Consider the following 18,450-nt stretch of genomic DNA (forward strand, 5'->3'; position numbering starts at 1 on the left):
CAACAATCAAAAACTACACTGCCCCTGGGGGTGGAAAAGCTCCACCAGTATAGCCTCTATCATCTTCTCTGCCTCGCCTGCGAGCCTCTCCAGGTGCCCCGCCGCGGTCCTCAGCCTCTCGCTCAGCAGGAGCTGCAGGGCGTCCTCCTCGCTCAGCCCCCTGCTCTCCAGGTAGAAGAGCTGCTCCCCCGATATCCTGTACTCGGCCGCGCGGTGGCTGGCCTCCTCCACGTCGCCCGTGTCTATCTCCAGGAAGGGCATGGTGTAGCCCTTAGCCTTCTCGCCTATCACGAGCACCTCGGCCTCGAAGACTGTGCTACTGCCGCGGGCGCTCTCCTTTATGCTTGCAAGCCCCCTAGCCGACACCAGGCTCTCATCCAGCGCGAACCCGTAGACCCTCACACGGCTCCTGCTCCCAGCGCCCTGGTGGATTGTATCGGCTATCATGTCCAGCCTCTGCCTCCACCTGCCCACGGCCGCGCCGTAGTGGGTGTAGCTGGAGCCGTTGGCCAGCCTCGTCTCCTCCTCCACACGGTGCATGGCGGAGCCCAGCGCTATGGTGGCGGAGCGCAGCTCGGCACCATGCAGCACCAAGCGGCGGCCCATCAGCGCGTGGACGGCCTCCTCCGGCGCCCTCGCCAGGGTGAACAGCTCAAGCTTCGCCTTCTCCCCTACCAGCATCTCCACAGCGGTGGAGCCGCTGGAGGAGGGCCTATTGTCCAGCACCAGGCCGGCCTCAACCCCCGGCATCACTGCTACGAGTAGATGGCTGCTGGCCCAGACGCCGCGCGGCCCGCAGACTGCCACCTTGTAGACGCCGGGCTCCCGGATCTCCAGCACGTAGGCTTCCCGGAGGAACGCGTAATGTGCGGCTGTAAGCCTGCTCTCATCCGGATGCAGCATCGAGGCGAAGAACCTGGCTAGCTCGCTAGGCGCCTCCTCTAGCCTATAGACGCGGATGCCCCCGGCAGCGCCGCCCCCGCAGCCTATAGCCGCGTCATAGCCCTCCAGCCCCCTTCCAGCCCCGGCGCCGGCCCCCACTGCCTGGGGCTCGCTGAGCGCCTTCTCCAGCTTCTCCTCGAACAGCTTCCAGTCCGTATAGTACTTGGTCGTCGGGGAGTCAGCTATGTGCTGCCAGGGCAGCTTGTCGAGAAGGCTCCTAGCCCTCTCCCTAGCCTCCTCCAGGCCGGCTACAGCCTGCCTCGACACTACTGCCTCACCCTCTTCTCTACCCGGAACCCTGCGCCGACACGCGCGTCTCGCACTAGGGTGCAGCCCATGGGCCCCTCGGCCACCCTGGAAAAGGTGTGTGGGGGGTCCTGGGCCCCTGTGCCTCCAGGGGGCTCCCCGGGGCGTGTCAGCCTACGGCGCCGTACTCGCTAAACTCCAGCTCTATCACCTTAGTGAGCACGCTGAGGTACTCCAGCGGCAGGCTCTTCAGTATATCCTGTATGAAGCCCAGCACTATCAACGCCTTGACCTCGCCCTCTGTGAGCCCGCGGCTGGTCATGTAGAATAGCTGGTCCTCGCCCAGCCTGCCCACGCTGGCCTCGTGGGTTACCTCGGCAGTCGGCTCCTCTATCTCGTTCCTCGGATAGGTGTAGGACTTGCTCTTCTCGTCAAGCACTAGGCTGTCACACTCCACGTGGCTCACACTGTTGTAGGCGCCGCGGTTCACGCGGACTAGGCCCCGGTAGACTGCCAGGCCGCCGTTGCTGGAAATGCTCTTCGATACTATGACGCTCCTGGTCTCGGGTGCAGCATGTATAGCCTTGCCGCCGGTGTCCTTGATGTAGGGACCGTTAGCTATAGCCACTGACACGTTTCTGGTGGAGGCGCCGCGGCCCCTGAGGATAGTGGAGGGGTAGGTGTAGGTCATCCTGCTGCCTATACTACCCTCCAGCCATTCTACGTACGCACCCTCCTCGGCTATAGCGCGCTTGTTGTTGAAGTTGATTATATTCCTGCTCCAGTTCTGCACAGTGTAGAAGTATACCCTGGAGCCGCGGTGCGCGTACAGCTCAACCATGCCGTCGTGGAAGCTGAACTTCTTCAGCACCGGGGCGGCGCAGCCCTCTATGAACTCCAGGTAGCTGTTCTCGTCGGCCACTATGAGGGAGTGCTCGAACTGGCCCTCGAGATCGCTGCCGACGAAGAAGAACGCCTCTATCGGCTGCCTCACCTTCACCCCCGGCGGCACGTAGACGAAGGCGCCGCCGCTCCAGAGCGCGTAGTGCAGTGCAGCAAACTTGTGGTCGGCGACGGGGAAGACCCTGCCGAAGTACTGCTTCACCAGGTCGGGGTAGCGCTGCACGGCCTCCTCCAAAGGCAGTAGTATGACACCCTTCTTGCGCAGCTCCTCCTTAGCCTTGTTGAGCACGGCCTCGCTGTCGAATACAGCAGTCAACCCTGAGAGAGCCTTAGCCTCGGCCTCGGGCAGCCCCAGCTTGGCATAGTACTCCTTAATCCAGTCCGGCAGCTCATCCCAGCTCTCTACCTTCTCCGCCTTAGGCTTCACATAGGCTGCCAGCTCCTCGAGATCAATCTCCTCGATCCCCCGGACCCAGCGGGGCATTGGCAGCTTGTAGAACATCTCCAGCGCGCGGAGGCGGAGGCGACGCATCCAGTCCGGCTCCTTCTTTATCCGCGAGATCTCCTCGACAAGGCTCCTTTCAATCCTGCCGCGTATCTCGATCTCCTTCGGGTAGGGCTTCTCAATGCCCAGGAGGTCCTCGATACTACGAGCCTCGAGCACCTCCTTTATGGGCGCGGGACGCACGCTCGCCATGGGAGGCACCCCTAACCCATGAGCTTTACCACGGAGCTGTCTTGGGGCATGTGCACGGGATGGGGAGATATAGGCAAGAGCTACTTCGAGCTCAGGTAGCGCGCGTAACCCTCCTTCTCGATCCTGCGGGCCAGCTCGGGCCCGCCCTCATCAACCACGCGACCGTTCACCAGCACAACCACGTGGTTTGGCTCGACGAACTCTAGGATCCTCGCGTAGTGAGTTATGACTATTACGCCTGCGCCCTGGTCTGCCAGCTCATTTATCGCTCCCGCTATCACACGTACACCGTCCACGTCGAGGCCGCTGTCGGGCTCGTCGAGTATGGCATAGCGTGGGCGCAGGAGGAGGAGCTGCAGCATCTCAGCCCTCTTCTTCTCGCCGCCGCTGAAGCCGACGTTAACCTCCCTCTGCAACATGTCCGGGCGCAGCCCGAGCTTCACGGCCAGCTCGCTGGCCTGCTTCAGCAGCTCGGGCCTGGGAGCGCCTATCAGCCTCTCCTCCAGCCCAAACCGCCTATTGTAGGCGGCGGCTATGAAGTTTAGGAAGCGTACCCCCGGCACCTCCACCGGGTTCTGGAAGGCCAGCATCACGCCCTTACGGGCCCTCTCGTAGGTGGGCAGCTTGGTTATCGGTTCACCGTCGAGCAGTACGTCGCCCTCCCTCACCCTGTAACGCGGGTGCCCCATGATGACGCTGGCCAGCGTTGTTTTACCACTGCCGTTGGGCCCCATTAGAGCTACAATCTCCCCGGGAGAAACCTTAATGTTAACGCCGTGAAGTACTACCTTATCCCCGGGGCCTGCTGTTAGATTTCTCGTCTCCAGAGCCATCTCCGACGCACCCCACCTTTATCAGGTGTTAAAGTCGCTATTAAGCATAGCGTTGCCCAGCCCCCGCAGCGATAGAGACAAAGCGTAATCGTAGACGCGGACCGGCACGAGGGCGCTCGGGCAGCTAAGACGGGCCAGGGGCGGAGGCAGCAACACCGCGATGGGGCCCAGAGCGTGGTGCGGGGGGTGGGATTTGAACCCACGCCGGCCTACGCCAGCGGGTCTTGAGCCCGCCCCCTTCGACCTGGCTCGGGCACCCCCGCCTCCAGGATAGGCGGCCTAAGGGGGCCGGAGCCGGAAGATCCCCGCAGCGGCCGGCGCCGGGGCCCACAGCCCATGGGGAGCGTAGCGGCGTCCACCCGGCTATAAGGATTCATAGTTGCACTCCTGGGGTCTCCGGCATCCCCCGGGGGGTGCCAGGGCTGCCGAGGCCAGAGGACCTGCTCCGCATGGCCGGTGTGGGCCGGTTCCAGGTGATGGCGCTGCTGCAGGCCGCCCGCCATTATAGGCTCCGGGGCGATCTGGAGAAGGCGAAGAGCTGGGGACTAAATCGCGCCATATTCTACGCGTGGGCCAAGCACTACGGGCCCCGGGGCTGGAGGAGGGCCGCTAGGCTGGAGGAACTCCTCCGCCGCCCCAGCGGCGCGGAGGAGGGGAGAGCAGGCCGCTGCCCGGAAGGCATGGTGGAGGAGCTGGGAGAGTGCGTCGCCATCGGACCCAGGGGATGGTACTCCATCGGGGGCGAGGAACAGACACCAAGGGACTTCGACCGCGAGGTCGCCTCCAGGGCCTCCAGGGTCGTCCCCTGGGATAAGGCGTGGCAGGCCGCGCTGGAGTACGTCTCCCTTTTCCCCGAGTGGGTGCTCCGCGACCCCCAGAGGTTCTACAAACTCGTCTACGAGCCTGTGCGCGACACCTTCTTCCTCCAGCTCCTGCGCGGCGAGAAACCCCGCCCCCCTAGAAGCATTATGGAGAGGCTGGAGAGCCTCAGCAAGATGGAGGAGAAGGGGAGGCAGATGGGCCTAGACGCCTTCCTCAAGAAGCAGAAGGAGCGCCAATAGCCCCTCGGGTGTTAGCAGGCCGGACGCCTCCTAGCCTCTAGCCGTAGCCAACCACACCCCTGGGGCTCGGGCAATCCCCGCCCACCCACTGTAGCCAGAGAAGAGGGGAGGGAGGTGACAAGCGCATTGGCGGCCGAGCTGCTAGCCGTTGAGAGGAACGGGCACCGCCACGCACTCATAGAGCCGGAGCCCGGCGCCGCGGAGAGGCCCTGGAGGGAGGTCGAGGAGCTCCGGGAGAGGCTGCAGCGGCTCGAGGAGGGCTTGGCCGAGGCCGGCGTCTCGCTGAAGAGCCTGCAGAGCCAGGTTGAGGGCTACGCGGCCTCCCTAAGCCTCTACGAGCAGCGTATAGCCGACCTCGAGGCCTTCAAGCAGACCGCCTCAATGATCGGGGGCTGGAAGTCCCAGACATGCATCTATAACAGCGGCGGCGTCTGCAGGCTGTGGAGGCTCAGCCGCGAGGCCGCGGAGAGGCTCAAGACGGCGGTGGCGGAGGACAACGGCGTCTACCGGGTGAAGGTGGCGGAGGCGCCCTGGTTCTGCGGCCTCTGCCCGCTCTACCAGCGGGCCTAGCCCAGTACCACCCTCGTCCCTTTCTTCCCCTCAACCACCTGCTCCGCGTCCTCAAGCCTCCCTATCGCGGCGTAGCACTCTACGCAGCCGCTCCTAGCCCTCTCCTCAACGTACTCCACGGCCGCCTCCACCTTCGGGCCCATGCTGCCTGGAGGGAGCTTGCCCTCCTCCAGCAGCCTCCGGGCCTCGCTGACTGTGAGCCTCTCCAGCGGCCTCTGCCCGGGCCTCCCATAGTCCAGGTAGACGTAGGGGACATCGGTGAGTATGATGAGGGCCTCCGCCCCGAGCAGCCGGGCGATCAGGCTGGAGGTGTAGTCCTTATCCACCACCGCCTCCACGCCGTGGAGCCACCTCTCGCCCCGCACCACGGGGACTCCCCCACCCCCGCCGGCCACGACGACGTAGCCGGCTCGGAGCAGCGCCTCTATGGCGCCCATCTCCACCACCCCACGCGGCCGCGGGCTCGGCACAACGCGACGATACCCGCCACGGGGGTCCTTTGCGAATGCCCAGCCGGTCTCCCTAGCAGCCCTCTCCGCCTCCTCGCGGGTATAGAAGGGCCCCACCGGCTTACTCGGCCTCCTGAATGCGGGGTCGTCCCTGCCCACAAGCACCTGCGTGACCACCGTGGCCACCCTCCTCTCAAGCCCCTTCTCCTCCAGCGCGTCGCCTATAGCCTGCTGGAGCATGTAGCCCAGCCAGCCCTGGGTCATAGCCACGGCCACGTCCATGGTGATAGCCCTCCCGGCTCCCCGGGGGCCAGGGCAGCTATGGGCGCACTCCAGGACCGCGCCAACCTGCGGCCCGTTGCCATGGGTCACCACGAGCCGGTAGCCCCTCTCCACAAGCCTTGCCACAGCCTCCGCCGCAGCCCTTACGTTGCGCCATTGGCTATCGAGCCCCTCCCCCTTCCTCACGAACGCGTTGCCGCCGAGAGCAACGACGAGGAGTCCCCGCACAGCCCGGCTACACCCTCCCCAGGGGTCCACAAGGAGCATGGAGGCGGGGATGGGCCCAGGGCGTGGCGCCCCGCGGCCTCCTCCATTCCCTAGGCGAGACCACCCAGTTACCTGGTTCACCTAGAATAGGTCCCGGTTAGCACAGCATAGCCCACTACGTGGCCCTTGATCCTCTCCAGCACCTCGCCGGCCCTGGCCCCAGGGCCCAGGCCAAGGCTCTCCAGATCCAGCGCGTGGAGGGCGAAAACGTAGCGGTGCGGCCGGTTGCCCCGCGGAGGACAGGGGCCGCCGTACCCGATCTCGCCGAAGTCGCTCACGCCCTGGATGCCCAGGCCCTCCACAACCGGGTCCCGGGGCACCCCCTCCGGGAGCCCGTTAAGCCCCCGGGGTATATCGTAGATCACCCAGTGGATGAACGTACCCCTGGGGGCGTCGGGGTCGTAGACTATGAGGGCGTAGCTAGCCGTTGTGGAGGGGGCCCCGCTCCACTCGAGGGCGGGGGACACGTTCTCGCCGTCGCAGGTGTAGCGGCTAGGGATCCTCTCCCCGTCGCTGAAGGCGGGGGAGGAGAGGGTGAACTGAATCCCGCTGCGTACCAGGTACTCCCGGTGACGGCGGAACAGAACCATAGCCCGGGCCTCCTCCACCCTACACCCCCGGGGGCGCTGGATAAAGCTCTACTGCAGAATGGCGGTCCGCCGGCCGCGGAAGCCGCTAGATTATGTAGGTGGTCTTCGCTAGCTCCTCCTCCTTGCCGGCCTCTATAACGAAGGCCGCCTGCCCGCCGATGTAGAACCGCGCATAGACGTGGGGTGGCTCTCCCCCGGTCAGCTCCCGGAGCACCCCGCAGCGGTTGAGCCCCTGGAGGCCTAGCTCCACTACGAAGCCGTCGCCCCGGTACCAGCCGAGGACCAGGTCGCGCCTCTCCCTGGCGGCGGGGGATGGAAGCTTCTCGAACCCCCTGGAGGCCATCTCCCTGTCCGCCTCCCTCTCCAGGGCATCCACGAACCCGAGGAACTCGTGCCCGCACGTGCCGGCGTCAGCCAGCCTCGGGTACTCCTGGTTCACCAGCCTCTGCAGCCTCCGGACCACGTGCCTCACGGCAGCCACGGGCCCCTGAAGCTGGCCCCTGGCGTCCGCAGCCCCGCCCTGCGCTCTCTGGGGTACTAGCGGAGGCATAGGTTACCAGCCCCGGGTGTCTCAGCTATAGAGTGGGGCTGGAATCCAAATAAACGGTTCCTCAGAGCCCGGGGGCAGGGCTCCTCAGCGCTCGCCGTGGCGGTGGCCCCGGAGCTGGTGGAGCGCGTGGTCCACCACACCCAGCAGGAGCTCCGCCATGAGCTTCGCGGCGTCGGGGTTGCCGGGGCTAACCACTATGAGGCGGTCGCGGAAGCTGCACGCCATGGCCCTGCTCAGCACCGCGTTGGCCACGCCCTGCTCCAGGCTGCGGCGCCGGAACTCCTCCCCCACGCCGGGGAGGACACGGTCGCAGAGCCTGGCCGCTAGGTCCGCGGAGACGTCGCGGGGGCTGGGCCCGGTGCCCCCCGTCACTAGGACCACCTCGGCCCCCTTGTAGAGGGCCTCGGCCAGCCGGTAGAGTATCTCCACTGGGTCGTTCCCGGCCACCGCGGCGTAGGCCAGCTCGTGCCCGTTCTCCGCGAGCATCCTGCGCAGCGCCGGGGTTATCCTGTCGAGCGAGGGGTCAGCCTTCACGCGGTCGCTTGTAACTACGAGGCCCCAGCGGGCCACGGCGGCCTCTCCTCCCCTGCATCCCCGAGGAGGCTCCCGGGGAGAGAAGCATTGCGGAGCGCCGGGGCCCGGCGCCTTACGCTGATAAGCCCCGGGGCGCGGGTGCCTGGTGGACACAAGTGCGGAGCCTTGCGGGGAGAGCCGCTGCTGCTCCGCTGCCGGCTCCTGCTCCCATGCGCCTCCTGCAGCCCCCTCACCGGCGTGGCTGTGTACGTGGAGGACGGGAGGATAGGCTACATCGGCGACGGGCCCCCGGCGGGCGCCAAGAGGGGCGCCGTGGTGGACTGCCCCCGCTACGCCGTGGCCATGCCATGCCTCTACAACGCCCACACCCACGCCGCCATGACCCTGCTCCGCGGCTTCCACGACGACAGCGAGCTGCACGAGTGGCTGGAGAGGATGTGGCATGTGGAGAAGCGTGTCACCCCGGACGTGGCCTACCACGCCTCCCTCCTGGCAGTGGTGGAGATGGCCTCCACGGGCACCTGCGGCTTCATGGACATGTACTTCTGGCCCCATGAGACCCTTAGGGCGGCCCGGGAGCTGGGGCTGCGCGCCCGGCTAGGCCCGGTCATAATGGGCGACGTCGACCCCTACAAGGCGGTTGAAGAGGCAGTCAGGTTCGCCCGGAGCCTGCAGGGCGACCCCCTGGCGGGTGGGGTGGTGAATGTGCACAGCATCTACGCCGCCCCGCTGGAGGCGGTGCGGGAGGGCTACAGGGCGGCTGAGGAGCTCGGCGTGCCCTTCCACATCCACGTCTCGGAGACCAGGAGGGAGGTCTACGAGGCCAAGAAAAGGTTTGGGAAGTTCCCCGTGGAGCTGCTCGAGAGCCTCGGCGCCCTGGGCCCGAGGGCTGTGCTGGTGCACGCCGGCTGGATAGCCAGCTGGGAGCTGGAGGCGGTGCGCCGCGCCGGGGCTAGCCTAGTCCACTGCCCCACGAGCAACATGAAGCTGGCCACCGCGGGCAGCTTCCCCCTCTACGAGGCCATGGAGTCCGGGGTGAACGTGGCGCTCGGCACTAACGGCCCAGCCTCCAACAACAGCCTCGACATGATAAGGGAGGCGAAGACGGGGCTCCTCCTCCAGCGCCACAGCTACTGGGACACCCGCGTGAAGGCCCGCCACCTCCTGGAGGCAGCCACCCGGGGAGGAGCCCGGGCCATGGGGGTGAGGGGCGCCGGCGCCATAGAGCCCGGGGCGCCGGCGGACATACTCGTGCTCGACCTATCCAGGCCCTGGAGCCTCCCCCTGCGCGCCGACAACCTGGCCTCGGCACTGCTCTACTCCGCGGCCGGCGGCGACACCCTCTACACCATCGTAGACGGCCGGCCCGTCTACACGCCCGAGAACCGGGAGAGGCTGTGGAGCCTGGCGGAGAGGAGCGCAGAGCAGCTGAACCGGTTCCTGGAGAGGATAGGGGAGGGCCGGGACCCCGAGCCGCCCTGCAGCCCGCCCCAGGCCTGCAGCCGGTGAGAGGGGCTAGGCGCCCCGCCGCCCCGCCTGCCCGGCCCGGTAGAGGAGCCTGAGGAGATGATAGGAGGCCTCGGCCGCGGCAACAGCTTTCAGCACGTCCCAGGGCAGGAAGACGAGCACCCCGGCCCAGAGAGCCTCCGCCACAGCCCCCCGCCAGGCCATGCCACCCGCTGCCGCCAGCCAGCCGGATAGCCAGAGGGCCCCGGGGAGGTAGACTAGGGGCAGCACCAGGAGCGCACCCCGGAGGAGGGCCCGGCGGCTGTAGGGCCGGGAGAGCCTGCCCGCCACCAGGGCGGCCAGCAGGAAGCCGAGAAGGTAGCCGAAGCTCGGCGAAGCCAGGTAGCCGGGGCCCCCGCCCAGCGCGAAGACAGGTGCCCCGGCAAGCCCGGCGGCCAGGTAGGCTGCCACAGCCCTCCAAGCCCTCGGACCCAGAAGCACTACGAGCAGCGTGAGCGCGAACGTCTGGAGCGTGAACGGCACCGGGAGGCCCAGGAGCCGGAGGGAGGCGCGGGCCGAGACGGCGAGAAGACCTACCCCCACGGCGGCCTCGGCGAGGGAGACCAGAGCCGCCCTCCCCGGGCTCAGGAGGAGCCCCTCAAGCCTCACCATGCCCTGCTCAACGCTGCCCCCCGCCAGGAGCGCGGCTATACGGCTAGCCCTCTCCCCCACCGTCCAGCCCCCGGCGCCGCCCCCCAGGTGCCTGCTAATTTAGCCTCCTCTATGCTCCTCCGCACCCTGGGATGCCTGCTCTTGCCCCAGGAGCCTAGCTGGCGGCAGCCCAGCCTCCACGGCGTCCGGGGGCTGGGGGCCACCGAGGCGGCGGAGGAGGCTCTCAAGGGGCTTAGGAGGCTGGTGGAGGAGGCCCGCGACGTCTGGGGGCTCCTGGAGGCCCTGGACTTCCTGGAGGCCCGTATAGCGGCCAGGCCCTTCTCCGCCCCTCTGGTCAATACCGCGCGGGGCATACTCGAGGCCCTCGCGTCGAAAGAGTATGAAAGCATAGGCGAGGCTAGGAAGAGCATAAGCGAGAGCGTCGATAGGGTGCTGGCTAGGGTCGTGGAGGAGACCGAGGCGGCTGCCGAGATAGCGGCCAGGAGGCTGGAGGATGGCGACGTTGTGCTAACCCAGGGGTATAGCAGGAGCGTCATACGGGCCCTGGAGAAGGCGGCCGCGATGGGGAAGGATATACGCGTTATAGTGGCCGAGTCAAGGCCTCTCCTGGACGGCGTGGAGGCGGCCCGGGCGCTCGCCAGGATAGGCATAGAGGTGACGCTGATAGTAGACTCGGCTATGAGGTTCATGGTGAAGGACGCCACCAGAGCGCTCATAGGGGCCGACGCGGTGACAGCTGACGGCACGGTGATATCGAGGACCGGCGCCGGGCTCCTGGCGCTCGCGGCCAACGAGGCACGGGTGCGCCTCATCGTGGTGGCGGGCTCCTACAAGCTCTACCCCGACACGGTCTACGGCCTCTCCATAGAGACCCCCGCGCTCGGCGACGAGATAATTCCGGAGGAGCACCGGAGGCTGGGAGTCCGCGGCTACGCGCCCCTCTTCGAGCACATCCCGCCGAACCTGGTGGACGCGCTCGCCACGGAGAAGGGCCTCGTAGCCCCCGAGGCGGTGCCCGTGCTTATACGGGAGGAGTACGGCGAGTGGCCCCCACGCCTCGAGCCCCTCGACAAGCTCTTCGCCAGGGCTAGGGAGAGGCTCAGGGAGCTAGCCAGGGCCGAGAATAGGTGACACGTAGTGGAGCTGCCGGAGGAGGTTAGGAGGATAGCCGAGGACATAAAGGCTATGAGGATACGCGGAGCCGGCCGCATAGCGAGAGCCGCGGCCCAGACCCTCATGCTGGCGGCCGAGGCCTACAAGGGGGACAGCCTCGAAGACTTCCGGGCCTACATGGAGGAGGTGGCGAGGCTCCTGATCTCCACCCGGCCCACGGCAGTAAGCCTGCCTAACGCGGTCAACTACGTCATGCGGGCGCTCCGCGAAGGCAGGTTCCAGTCCCCCGAGGATGCCCGCAAGGCGGTAGTGGAGGCGGCCAGGGACTTCATAGAGTACTCGCTGCAGGCGGTGAGGAGGATAGGCGAGATAGGCTCGAGGCTGATCGAGACGGGGGATAGGATAATCACCCACTGCAACAGCAACGCCGTGGAGTCGATACTGGTGACCGCGTGGAGGAGTGGGAAGAGGTTCCACGTCTACGCCACCGAGACGAGGCCCAGGTTCCAGGGCTATATAACAGCGAGGAACCTGGCTAGGGAGGGTATACCCGTCACCCTTGTGCCGGACTCAGCGGTGCTAAGCGTGATGAGGTCCAGGAGGATAACCAGGGTGATAGTAGGCGCCGACACCATCGCCGCCAACGGCGCGGTGATAAACAAGATCGGCACCAGCCAGATAGCCCTCGCCGCCCACCTCCATAGGATCCCATTCATAGTGGCCACCGAGACCTACAAGTTCAGCCCCTACACGGTCGTGGGCCAGCCCGTCGAGATAGAGGAGAGGCCCCCAGAGGAGGTGCTGGAGAACCCCCCGGAGGGCGTCGTCATACGCAACCCGGCCTTCGACGCGACGCCGCCCGAGTATGTAGACATGATAGTGACCGAGAGGGGCATCATACCCCCGAAGTCGGTGGCCCTCGTGCTCTGGGAACTCTTCCGCCGCCGCCCAGCCGAGGCCGGCGGCGTGAAGGTGGAGGAGGACGCCACGGCCTAAAACCCGGGGGCTAGGCGGCCAGGTACTTCTCCAGCGCAGCTATCAGGGTATCGGCAAGCTCCCGTGGATCCCTGTACTCCACTATTATCCTCAGGCTAGGGTAGCCCGGCAGGCTCGTGTCCAGCTCGTAGCCCAGCCCCTCAGCGCCTAGGAGTCCGGCTAGCCGGATAGCGTCGGCCAGCGCTCTCCCGGCAGCCTCGTCGGCCTCGCGGCTGGAGCCCGGCAGCGGCACGGTTATCACCACCGCGTAGCCCCTGCCCCCGCCGGCCTCGGCAACCTCGACCACTATGTCGCCCAGGTGTATCCTTGTAGCCTCGCCCTCCGCCTCGAAGCTGATGCCACGGTCGCGGAGGAAGCCCTGCAGCCTCTTAGCCCAGCCAGTCTTAGCCGCGTGGCCGGGTATGCCCGCCTCCTCGGCCATCCCGGCTCCACCCCCGGGGCTCAGGCCCCACGGGGGCAGTGTTAATGGATGCTCCGGTCCAGCGGCTACGGGCCCCGGCGGGCTGCAGGAGGCTGCAAGATGCCCTGCGCCCAGCTGCCAGGCTGGAAGGGCGTCTACATAGTCGTCTTCGCCCTCCGCGAGGGCTACCGGGGCAGGGTGGGCTCCCGGGCCGCTGTGAGCCTCGAGCCCGGGGTCTACGCCTACCTCGGGAGCGCCTGGGGCCCCGGCGGGGTGCGTGCCAGGCTCTGCCGCCACCTCTACGGCCGCCGTGCCAGGCTCCACTGGCACATGGACTACCTAGCCGCTGCCCCGGGCTACAGGCCCCTGGGCGCGGTGGCTGTGAGGGCTCCGCGCGGCTCTGAGCCCCTGCTCGCAGCCGCGGCCTACGCCTCCAGGTGCTTTGAGCCCCTCGAGCCCGGCCTCGGGGGCACCGACGACCCCTACGGGCTCAGCCATGTGCTCCGCTGCGCTGCCCGCGACTGCCTCTCGGCGGCCCTGGGCCTCGCCTCCTCCCTGCCCGGCCTCCTGGCGGTCCATATGGCCGCCCCTGGCCTGGCCGGCCCCCGGCACTATAAGCATATTAATTCAATTTAATAGTAATTGATGGTTTGCGTGAGCGCAATGCTTAAATAAAGCCCGGCCTGTTAGCGGTGGAGCCTGGGGCCGTTGACACCCAGTAGTTCATTAAGCCTCTTCAACGCAGGCTCAGCAGCCGGGAGGCCTTGAAAACCCAAATGGGTATCCATAGGTTATTGCTCCCTGCATAGGGTCTCCTAGCGCTCCGTTACCACGGCCCCCGCGAGGCAGCCACATGTACTCCGTGGTGGGTGGTAGCCATGGCTGTGCGCGTGGTGCTGGTGGGCCAGGGTCTCGTGGCTACGCACTTCGCCGTAGGCGTGGAGAGGATAAAGAAGGGAGAGGTAGAGCCCTACGGAGTGCCCTTCGCCAAGTACAACATGGTCTACGATATAAAGGACATAGAGATCGTGGGCAGCTACGACGTGGACGAGGAGAAGGTGGGCAAGACCCTCTACGATGTAGCCATCAAGTCCGTCGGCGACATACTGCCGGTGCCCGAGACGCTCAAGAGTGTCACTGTTAGGCGCGGCATCCACCTGGGCTCCCTCGAGGGCCTGCCCTTCCGGGTCAAGGGGCTCGAGGACGAGCTGGGCTCCACCAAGGCCGCGATAGAGAGGCTTGTTGAGGAGTGGAAGCAGCTCCAGCCCGACGTGATAGTGGAGGTGGCAACCACCGAGCCAGCCAAGGCGTTTAACGACGTGAAGGCCCTCGAGGAGGCGATAGAGAGGGATGATAGGAGGAGGCTGAGCGCCAGCCACGCCTACGCATACGCCGCCTACCTCTACGCCAAGGAGACCGGGAGGAGGGTGGTCTTCGTGAACGTTATACCCAGCCCGATAGCCCGCGACGACGCGGTGGCGAAGCTCTTCGAGGAGGCCGAGAGCCTCGTGCTTGGCGACGATGGCGCCACTGGCGCGACCCCCCTGACCGCTGACCTGCTCGAGCACCTCGCGGAGAGGAACCGCTACGTGCTCAGCATAGCCCAGTTCAACATAGGCGGCAACACCGACTTCCTGGCCCTAAGTGTGCCAGAGCGCAACAAGATGAAGGAGGAGACCAAGAGCAGCATAGTAAAGGACATACTCGGCTACGATGCGCCCCACTACATCAAGCCCACCGGCTACCTGGAGCCGCTGGGCGACAAGAAGTTCGTCTCCATGCATATATGGTGGAAGACCTTCAACGGGCTGGAGGACGAGCTAGTGGTGAACATGAGGATAAACGACAGCCCCGCCCTGGCGGGCCTGCTAACCGACCTGGTGAGGATAGGTAAGGCGCTGGTGGAGAGGGGCGTCAAGGGTACAGCATACCCGGTGAACGCCTTCTTCATGAAGGATCCGGGGCCCCGCGGCGCCAGGAACATAGCCCGTATACGCGCCTACTACCAGCTGCTCGACTACCTGAGAGAGAAGGGCGTAATCAAGGCCTAAGAGCTGTTTTACTGCACGCCACCGGCTGCATCCCTCTCCTCCTGGGGCCTGCCGGTGCCTCCCCCTACCCACCTCTCACTCCCCTTGCCCACCTGTACGCAGCTCTATTTACCGGGGGCGGGGCGGCCCCTGAAGCTGGATGATGCTCTATGCGCTTCGTGTTGCGCTGCAAGCCGGGCGAGCATGGCGAGCGGCGGGAGAGAGTGGCGATAGTCGGCGCTGGCCCCGCCGGCCTCTATGCTGCCGGCTACCTCCGGTGCCGCGGCTTCAGGGTGACGGTCTATGACCAGAACCCGGAGCCCGGCGGCTTCCTAATCTTCGGCGTGCTGGACATACACATAGATAAGAATGGCGTGCGCAAGGGGATAGAGGAGCTGCGGCAGATGGGCGTAGAGTTCCGGCAGGAGACGCGGGTCGGCAGGGATGTGATGCTCGGCGACCTGATAAAAGAGTACGACGCCGTCCTCATAGCCACGGGGACGTGGAGGAGCAGGAGGCTCCGAATACCCGGCTCGGAGCAGGAGGGAGTGCTGCCAGCCATGGAGTGGATAGTGGGCTACCACATGTGGCGCTACGGCTATAGGGCTGAGAGGCCGCCGGTGGGCCGCCGCGTGGTGGTGGTGGGCGGCGGGCTGACAGCGGTCGACACGGTCCATGTAGCCAAGTGGCTCGGCGCCGAGGAGATACACCTGGTCTACCGGCGCACCCGCCGCTACGCCCCCGCCGGGGAGAAGGGGTTCCGGGAGGCCGAGGAGGCAGGCGCCATAGTACACGAGCTCGTCACGCCCGTCGAGTACCTGGGCAGCGGGGGCCGTGTCGCAGCGGTGAGGCTGCAGCGTATGCGGCTCGTGGAGCAGCCGGGGGAGAAGAGGCCCAGACCCGTCCCGGTGCCCGGCGAGTACATTACGATAGAGGCGGACATGGTGCTGGAGGCTGTGGGGCTCATACCGACACCCCCGTTCAATGGGGGAGACTACGGGATAAGGCTGAGAAGCAACGGCACCATAGACGTCGACGAGTACAAGAGGACCACCAGGGAGCCAGTGTTCGCCGCGGGAGACGTGGCCCACGGGCCCAGCCTGATAGGTCCTGCTATGAAGAGCGGGCTTGAGGCGGCGGAGGCTATCGAGAAGTACCTCAACGGGGAGATAGGCTGGAGGACTGACGTCTAGCCCTTTCCCCCGCCCCTCCTCTTTCCGGCCTCCTTGCCGGACGGCCTCCCCTTCCTCAAGTATCTATACACGCCCAGGGGAGCGGGTTCCCGCACCTCCGTCCTCCTAGCCAGCACCCACAGCGCCACCACTGTGGCCAGCATGCCGGTAAGCACCGCCGTCCTCGTAACGTCGAAGCTAGTGCCCATGAGTGCCAGTGTGCCTATGAGGTCTCTCGCCACGGCTATCGTTATCGCCTCGAAGAGTATGTCCATTCTGAAGCGCCCCTCTATGAGGCTCCCTACCACTGTGCGCGTGAGGTCTATGAAGACGAATATGAGGAGTATCCTCTCAACCGCCTCGTTGTATATGAAGCCGTGCACGAGCACTGTGTAGAAGAAGTCGGCTATGGCTAGGGAGGTCGCGGTTACGAGCGCCGCTAGGGCTGCAATCTCGAAGGCCTCATATATCTCCGCGATAATGTGTACAAGCCTGCTTTCGCGGGTCTTCTCCTCGTCTTCAGCGTCGCAGCCGGTCACGGCTCAGCCGGGCACCCTCACGGCTGGTGCAAGCTGCTTGGAGGATTTTATGCCTGGTGCCTAGAGGAGTTTCACGGGGATGAAGCCGTGGAGTCCGGGCTCGTTGTGGTGTTCGTGACCGCGCCCCGCGGCAAGGGGGCTGAGATAGCGCGCCGGCTTCTCGGAGAGCGGCTCGCCGCCTGCGTCAACGTGGGGAGCGTGAGGAGCATGTACTGGTGGGAGGGGAGGATCGAGGAGGATGAGGAGGAGCTGCTCGTTATAAAGACCACTGTCTCGAGGCTGGAGGAGCTTATTGAGCGCGTGAAGGAGATCCACCCGTATAGCGTGCCCGAGGTTATAGCTCTCCCCGTCATCGCGTGCCTGGGTGACTACTGTCGCTGGGCCCGCAGCGAGACCAAGCCTCAGAGAAATGCTTAAATACCCCCAGCTGCTGTGGCCGGGTAGGACATGGAGCCGCGTGGCTGGGCCCGTAGCTCAGCCTGGTAGAGCGGCGGGCTCTTAACCCGTAGACCAGCGGGCCTTCGGCCTGGCTGGGCGGAGGTCCCGGGTTCGAATCCCGGCGGGCCCGCCACACCTACGCCGGGATCCACTACCCCCTCCTCCTACCCTTCCACGTGGGCTTGCCTCCCGGCGCACGTCCCTACGCTCCTAGCATGCTCCAGCGCCTCGCCCTATTCCTCCCGGAGGGTTGCCCGGGTCTTGCAAGAGCCCAGGATCTACCCGAACGAGTGCGTCAGGAAGATAGTAGCATTCATACCCGAGGGCCATCTCCACGCCAGGTTCCTCCTGGACCTCGGCGACCAGGTCATAGTGCTCCACGAGGCAGTCGTGGCCGCGCTTGTGAGAGCCTACGCCATGGTTGCCGCTCACCCGGCGCGGCGGGCGGTGGAGCTGGAGGCCAGGCGGCTCGGAAGGGGCGAGAGGAAGCCTGGGTACGCGGAGTGGCAGCTCCTGGAGACGGGCAGGAGCGAGGGGGAGGTGCTCGGAGAGGCTATGGAGGCCTGGTCCCGGGGGAGGCTCGCCGCCTGCAGGGGCGGCCGCTAGCCCCCGGCTCTCGCCTCCCCGCCGGCCCGCCTGGGGTACGGGCAGTAGCCTCGGAGAGGGCACTCGCTGCACCGCGGGCCCCGGGCGCGGCAGTACTGGCGGCCCAGCGCTATGAGGAGGCGGTGGGCCTCCTCGCTCCTCTCGGGGCCGAAGAACTCTAGGAGCGCCCGGGAGGCCTCGTCGTAGCCGGCCTTCTCGCCCACCAGGCCCCAGCGCTTTGCTATGCGGAGCGCATGCGTGTCCACGGCGAAGACCGGGGCGCGGCGCTTAAAGGAGAGGAACACGTCGGCAGTCTTCTTCCCCACCCCGGGTATCGAGAGGAGGAACTCACGCAGCTTCTCCGGCGGCATCTCCATGAGGACCCTCTCTCCCCCGGCCTCGAGTATCCTACGGGCCGCCTCCCGGAGCGCCCGGGCCTTCTGCCTCCAGAGCCCCGCGGCCCTTATCGCCTCCCCGAGCTTCTCCTCGGGCACGCTCAGCACAGCCTCCGGGGTGACACGGCCCAGCAGCATCCGGAGGCTATGGTAGGCTCTTATCGAGCTCCGGGAGCTCGTATTCTGGCTTAGTATGATTGCGGCCAGGACGGCGAAGGGGTTCCCGTCAAGCCTGTCGGCTACAAGCACCACGTAGTCCCGCCAGTCCACGCGGAGGCTCCTGGAGAGGATCCTAAACACTGTCTTCCCGTCGACCCGCTCGGAGATGCTAGCTCCGCCGGCCAAGGGCCTCCTCGCCGGACCCCCAGTCGCGCGGAGCCGCCTCTACTATAGTATTGGCGCCCGCTAGCTCCGCCGGCCCGGGATTCCTCGGGCAAGTAATGCATGGCCCCTCGGCTGGGGCGGGGACAAGGATTTATGTTACTGTAAATCGTTCTATGCCGCTGCCTGTAGAGGCGTCCATAGCACCCTATACAACACGTTACATATAGGTAAATATGGGGCGGCACATGTACAGGAGCTACATAACACCACTAGCAACTAAAACACTCCAATGAGGGCCCGAATCAGCCAGCACAAAGCCGGGCAGAGGGCCGCAGGGCCCTCAACAACACGGGGGATAAGCCGACGCGAGGGCGCCCGGGAGGCCCTTCACGGGAGGGAGGAGGTGGGGGTGGGGG

21 protein-coding genes and 2 tRNA genes are annotated in these 18,450 nt (G+C 66.2%); 11 read left to right on the forward strand and 12 right to left on the reverse strand.

Annotated elements, in window-relative coordinates:
• Positions 1–6: 6 nt before the first annotated feature.
• The 4 genes from CF15_RS07730 to CF15_RS07745 all read right to left on the reverse strand — a co-directional run bounded on the left by CF15_RS07730 (position 7) and on the right by CF15_RS07745 (position 3,884).
• Entirely contained in the window at positions 7–1,209 is a 1,203-nt protein-coding gene (locus CF15_RS07730; protein ID WP_058371276.1) for a SufB/SufD family protein, read from the reverse strand.
• 148 nt (positions 1,210–1,357) lie between these two features.
• Positions 1,358–2,788, reverse strand: coding sequence for a Fe-S cluster assembly protein SufB (gene sufB / locus CF15_RS07735; RefSeq protein ID WP_058371277.1), 1,431 nt, complete (start codon positions 2,786–2,788; stop codon positions 1,358–1,360).
• An 80-nt stretch (positions 2,789–2,868) separates the two neighbouring features.
• Positions 2,869–3,621, reverse strand: coding sequence for a Fe-S cluster assembly ATPase SufC (sufC, locus tag CF15_RS07740; protein ID WP_058371278.1), 753 nt, complete (start codon positions 3,619–3,621; stop codon positions 2,869–2,871).
• A 175-nt stretch (positions 3,622–3,796) separates the two neighbouring features.
• Positions 3,797–3,884: transfer RNA gene (locus CF15_RS07745), tRNA-Leu, on the reverse strand.
• A gap of 186 nt (positions 3,885–4,070) precedes the next feature.
• On the opposite strand from CF15_RS07745, the gene CF15_RS07750 reads away from it, so the two are divergent.
• Both CF15_RS07750 and CF15_RS07755 read left to right on the forward strand, forming a co-directional pair.
• Positions 4,071–4,682: a hypothetical protein gene (locus tag CF15_RS07750; protein WP_236698178.1), complete on the forward strand. Its 612-nt coding sequence runs from the start codon at positions 4,071–4,073 to the stop codon at positions 4,680–4,682.
• 126 nt (positions 4,683–4,808) lie between these two features.
• Positions 4,809–5,252 carry a hypothetical protein gene (locus CF15_RS07755; protein WP_058371279.1) on the forward strand — a complete coding sequence of 148 codons (444 nt, stop codon included), beginning with the start codon at positions 4,809–4,811 and terminating at the stop codon, positions 5,250–5,252.
• On the opposite strand, the gene CF15_RS07760 is transcribed toward CF15_RS07755, so the two are convergent.
• The 4 genes from CF15_RS07760 to CF15_RS09000 form a co-directional block, all read right to left on the reverse strand.
• Positions 5,249–6,211, reverse strand: a complete 963-nt coding sequence (locus tag CF15_RS07760) for a carbamate kinase (protein WP_236698179.1) — start codon at positions 6,209–6,211, stop codon at positions 5,249–5,251. The two genes, CF15_RS07755 and CF15_RS07760, sit on opposite strands and share 4 nt — an antisense overlap.
• A 116-nt stretch (positions 6,212–6,327) precedes the next feature.
• Entirely contained in the window at positions 6,328–6,840 is a 513-nt protein-coding gene (locus tag CF15_RS07765; RefSeq protein WP_201783102.1) for a YbhB/YbcL family Raf kinase inhibitor-like protein, read from the reverse strand.
• Between the two features lie 85 nt (positions 6,841–6,925).
• The gene (locus tag CF15_RS07770; protein ID WP_168371345.1) at positions 6,926–7,321 is read right to left on the reverse strand and encodes a hypothetical protein; all 396 of its coding nucleotides are present in this window, start codon (positions 7,319–7,321) and stop codon (positions 6,926–6,928) included.
• A 153-nt stretch (positions 7,322–7,474) separates the two neighbouring features.
• On the reverse strand, positions 7,475–7,960 hold the full coding sequence (locus CF15_RS09000) for a MogA/MoaB family molybdenum cofactor biosynthesis protein (protein WP_058371282.1): 486 nt from the start codon (positions 7,958–7,960) through the stop codon (positions 7,475–7,477).
• A 129-nt stretch (positions 7,961–8,089) separates the two neighbouring features.
• Here CF15_RS09000 and CF15_RS07780 point away from each other — a divergent pair, with 129 nt between their 5' ends.
• Positions 8,090–9,433: an amidohydrolase gene (locus CF15_RS07780; protein ID WP_058371283.1), complete on the forward strand. Its 1,344-nt coding sequence runs from the start codon at positions 8,090–8,092 to the stop codon at positions 9,431–9,433.
• A gap of 6 nt (positions 9,434–9,439) precedes the next feature.
• Here CF15_RS07780 and CF15_RS07785 read toward each other — a convergent pair whose 3' ends face one another.
• A complete protein-coding gene (locus CF15_RS07785; protein ID WP_058371284.1) occupies positions 9,440–10,102 on the reverse strand; it encodes a biotin transporter BioY in 663 nt (220 codons plus the stop codon).
• 81 nt (positions 10,103–10,183) lie between these two features.
• Here CF15_RS07785 and CF15_RS07790 point away from each other — a divergent pair, with 81 nt between their 5' ends.
• Positions 10,184–11,173: an eIF2B alpha/beta/delta subunit family protein gene (locus CF15_RS07790; RefSeq protein ID WP_168371346.1), complete on the forward strand. Its 990-nt coding sequence runs from the start codon at positions 10,184–10,186 to the stop codon at positions 11,171–11,173.
• Positions 11,174–11,179: 6 nt separating this feature from the next.
• Positions 11,180–12,151 carry a ribose 1,5-bisphosphate isomerase gene (locus tag CF15_RS07795; protein WP_058371286.1) on the forward strand — a complete coding sequence of 324 codons (972 nt, stop codon included), beginning with the start codon at positions 11,180–11,182 and terminating at the stop codon, positions 12,149–12,151.
• Between the two features lie 10 nt (positions 12,152–12,161).
• Here CF15_RS07795 and CF15_RS07800 read toward each other — a convergent pair whose 3' ends face one another.
• Positions 12,162–12,572, reverse strand: a complete 411-nt coding sequence (locus tag CF15_RS07800; RefSeq protein ID WP_058371287.1) for a hypothetical protein — start codon at positions 12,570–12,572, stop codon at positions 12,162–12,164.
• A 99-nt stretch (positions 12,573–12,671) separates the two neighbouring features.
• On the opposite strand from CF15_RS07800, the gene CF15_RS09100 reads away from it, so the two are divergent.
• The 3 genes from CF15_RS09100 to CF15_RS07815 all read left to right on the forward strand — a co-directional run bounded on the left by CF15_RS09100 (position 12,672) and on the right by CF15_RS07815 (position 15,774).
• The gene (locus tag CF15_RS09100; protein WP_083494612.1) at positions 12,672–13,187 is read left to right on the forward strand and encodes a GIY-YIG nuclease family protein; all 516 of its coding nucleotides are present in this window, start codon (positions 12,672–12,674) and stop codon (positions 13,185–13,187) included.
• Positions 13,188–13,429: 242 nt separating this feature from the next.
• A complete protein-coding gene (locus CF15_RS07810) occupies positions 13,430–14,602 on the forward strand; it encodes an inositol-3-phosphate synthase (protein WP_058371289.1) in 1,173 nt (390 codons plus the stop codon).
• Between the two features lie 149 nt (positions 14,603–14,751).
• The gene (locus CF15_RS07815) at positions 14,752–15,774 is read left to right on the forward strand and encodes an FAD-dependent oxidoreductase (protein WP_058371290.1); all 1,023 of its coding nucleotides are present in this window, start codon (positions 14,752–14,754) and stop codon (positions 15,772–15,774) included.
• Here CF15_RS07815 and CF15_RS07820 read toward each other — a convergent pair.
• A complete protein-coding gene (locus CF15_RS07820; protein WP_058371291.1) occupies positions 15,771–16,292 on the reverse strand; it encodes a phosphate-starvation-inducible PsiE family protein in 522 nt (173 codons plus the stop codon). The genes CF15_RS07815 and CF15_RS07820 overlap by 4 nt on opposite strands.
• Before the next feature lie 87 nt (positions 16,293–16,379).
• Between CF15_RS07820 and cutA the strand changes: the two genes are divergently transcribed.
• The 3 genes from cutA (at position 16,380) to CF15_RS07835 (ending at position 17,336) form a co-directional block, all read left to right on the forward strand.
• Positions 16,380–16,709 carry a divalent-cation tolerance protein CutA gene (cutA, locus tag CF15_RS07825; protein WP_058371292.1) on the forward strand — a complete coding sequence of 110 codons (330 nt, stop codon included), beginning with the start codon at positions 16,380–16,382 and terminating at the stop codon, positions 16,707–16,709.
• Positions 16,710–16,755: 46 nt separating this feature from the next.
• Positions 16,756–16,863, forward strand: a tRNA-Lys gene (locus CF15_RS07830).
• A 128-nt stretch (positions 16,864–16,991) separates the two neighbouring features.
• Entirely contained in the window at positions 16,992–17,336 is a 345-nt protein-coding gene (locus tag CF15_RS07835) for a hypothetical protein (RefSeq protein WP_058371293.1), read from the forward strand.
• Here the strand turns inward: CF15_RS07835 and CF15_RS07840 are convergent.
• On the reverse strand, positions 17,333–18,055 hold the full coding sequence (locus CF15_RS07840; RefSeq protein WP_058371294.1) for an endonuclease III domain-containing protein: 723 nt from the start codon (positions 18,053–18,055) through the stop codon (positions 17,333–17,335). The genes CF15_RS07835 and CF15_RS07840 overlap by 4 nt on opposite strands.
• Positions 18,056–18,450 lie beyond the last annotated feature (395 nt).

Source organism: Pyrodictium occultum, from assembly GCF_001462395.1.
GTDB lineage: Archaea > Thermoproteota > Thermoprotei_A > Sulfolobales > Pyrodictiaceae > Pyrodictium > Pyrodictium occultum.

Excerpts from the sequence above, each read along its gene's own strand:
- CF15_RS07815 (WP_058371290.1), top strand. The coding sequence starts at position 14,752 with ATGCGCTTCGTGTTGCGCTGCAAGCCGGGCGAGCATGGCGAGCGGCGG.
- CF15_RS09100 (WP_083494612.1), top strand. The coding sequence starts at position 12,672 with ATGCCCTGCGCCCAGCTGCCAGGCTGGAAGGGCGTCTACATAGTCGTC.
- sufB (WP_058371277.1), bottom strand. The coding sequence starts at position 2,788 with ATGGCGAGCGTGCGTCCCGCGCCCATAAAGGAGGTGCTCGAGGCTCGT.
- CF15_RS07765 (WP_201783102.1), bottom strand. The coding sequence starts at position 6,840 with ATGGTTCTGTTCCGCCGTCACCGGGAGTACCTGGTACGCAGCGGGATT.
- CF15_RS07750 (WP_236698178.1), top strand. The coding sequence starts at position 4,071 with ATGGCCGGTGTGGGCCGGTTCCAGGTGATGGCGCTGCTGCAGGCCGCC.
- sufC (WP_058371278.1), bottom strand. The coding sequence starts at position 3,621 with ATGGCTCTGGAGACGAGAAATCTAACAGCAGGCCCCGGGGATAAGGTA.
- CF15_RS07800 (WP_058371287.1), bottom strand. The coding sequence starts at position 12,572 with ATGGCCGAGGAGGCGGGCATACCCGGCCACGCGGCTAAGACTGGCTGG.
- CF15_RS07810 (WP_058371289.1), top strand. The coding sequence starts at position 13,430 with ATGGCTGTGCGCGTGGTGCTGGTGGGCCAGGGTCTCGTGGCTACGCAC.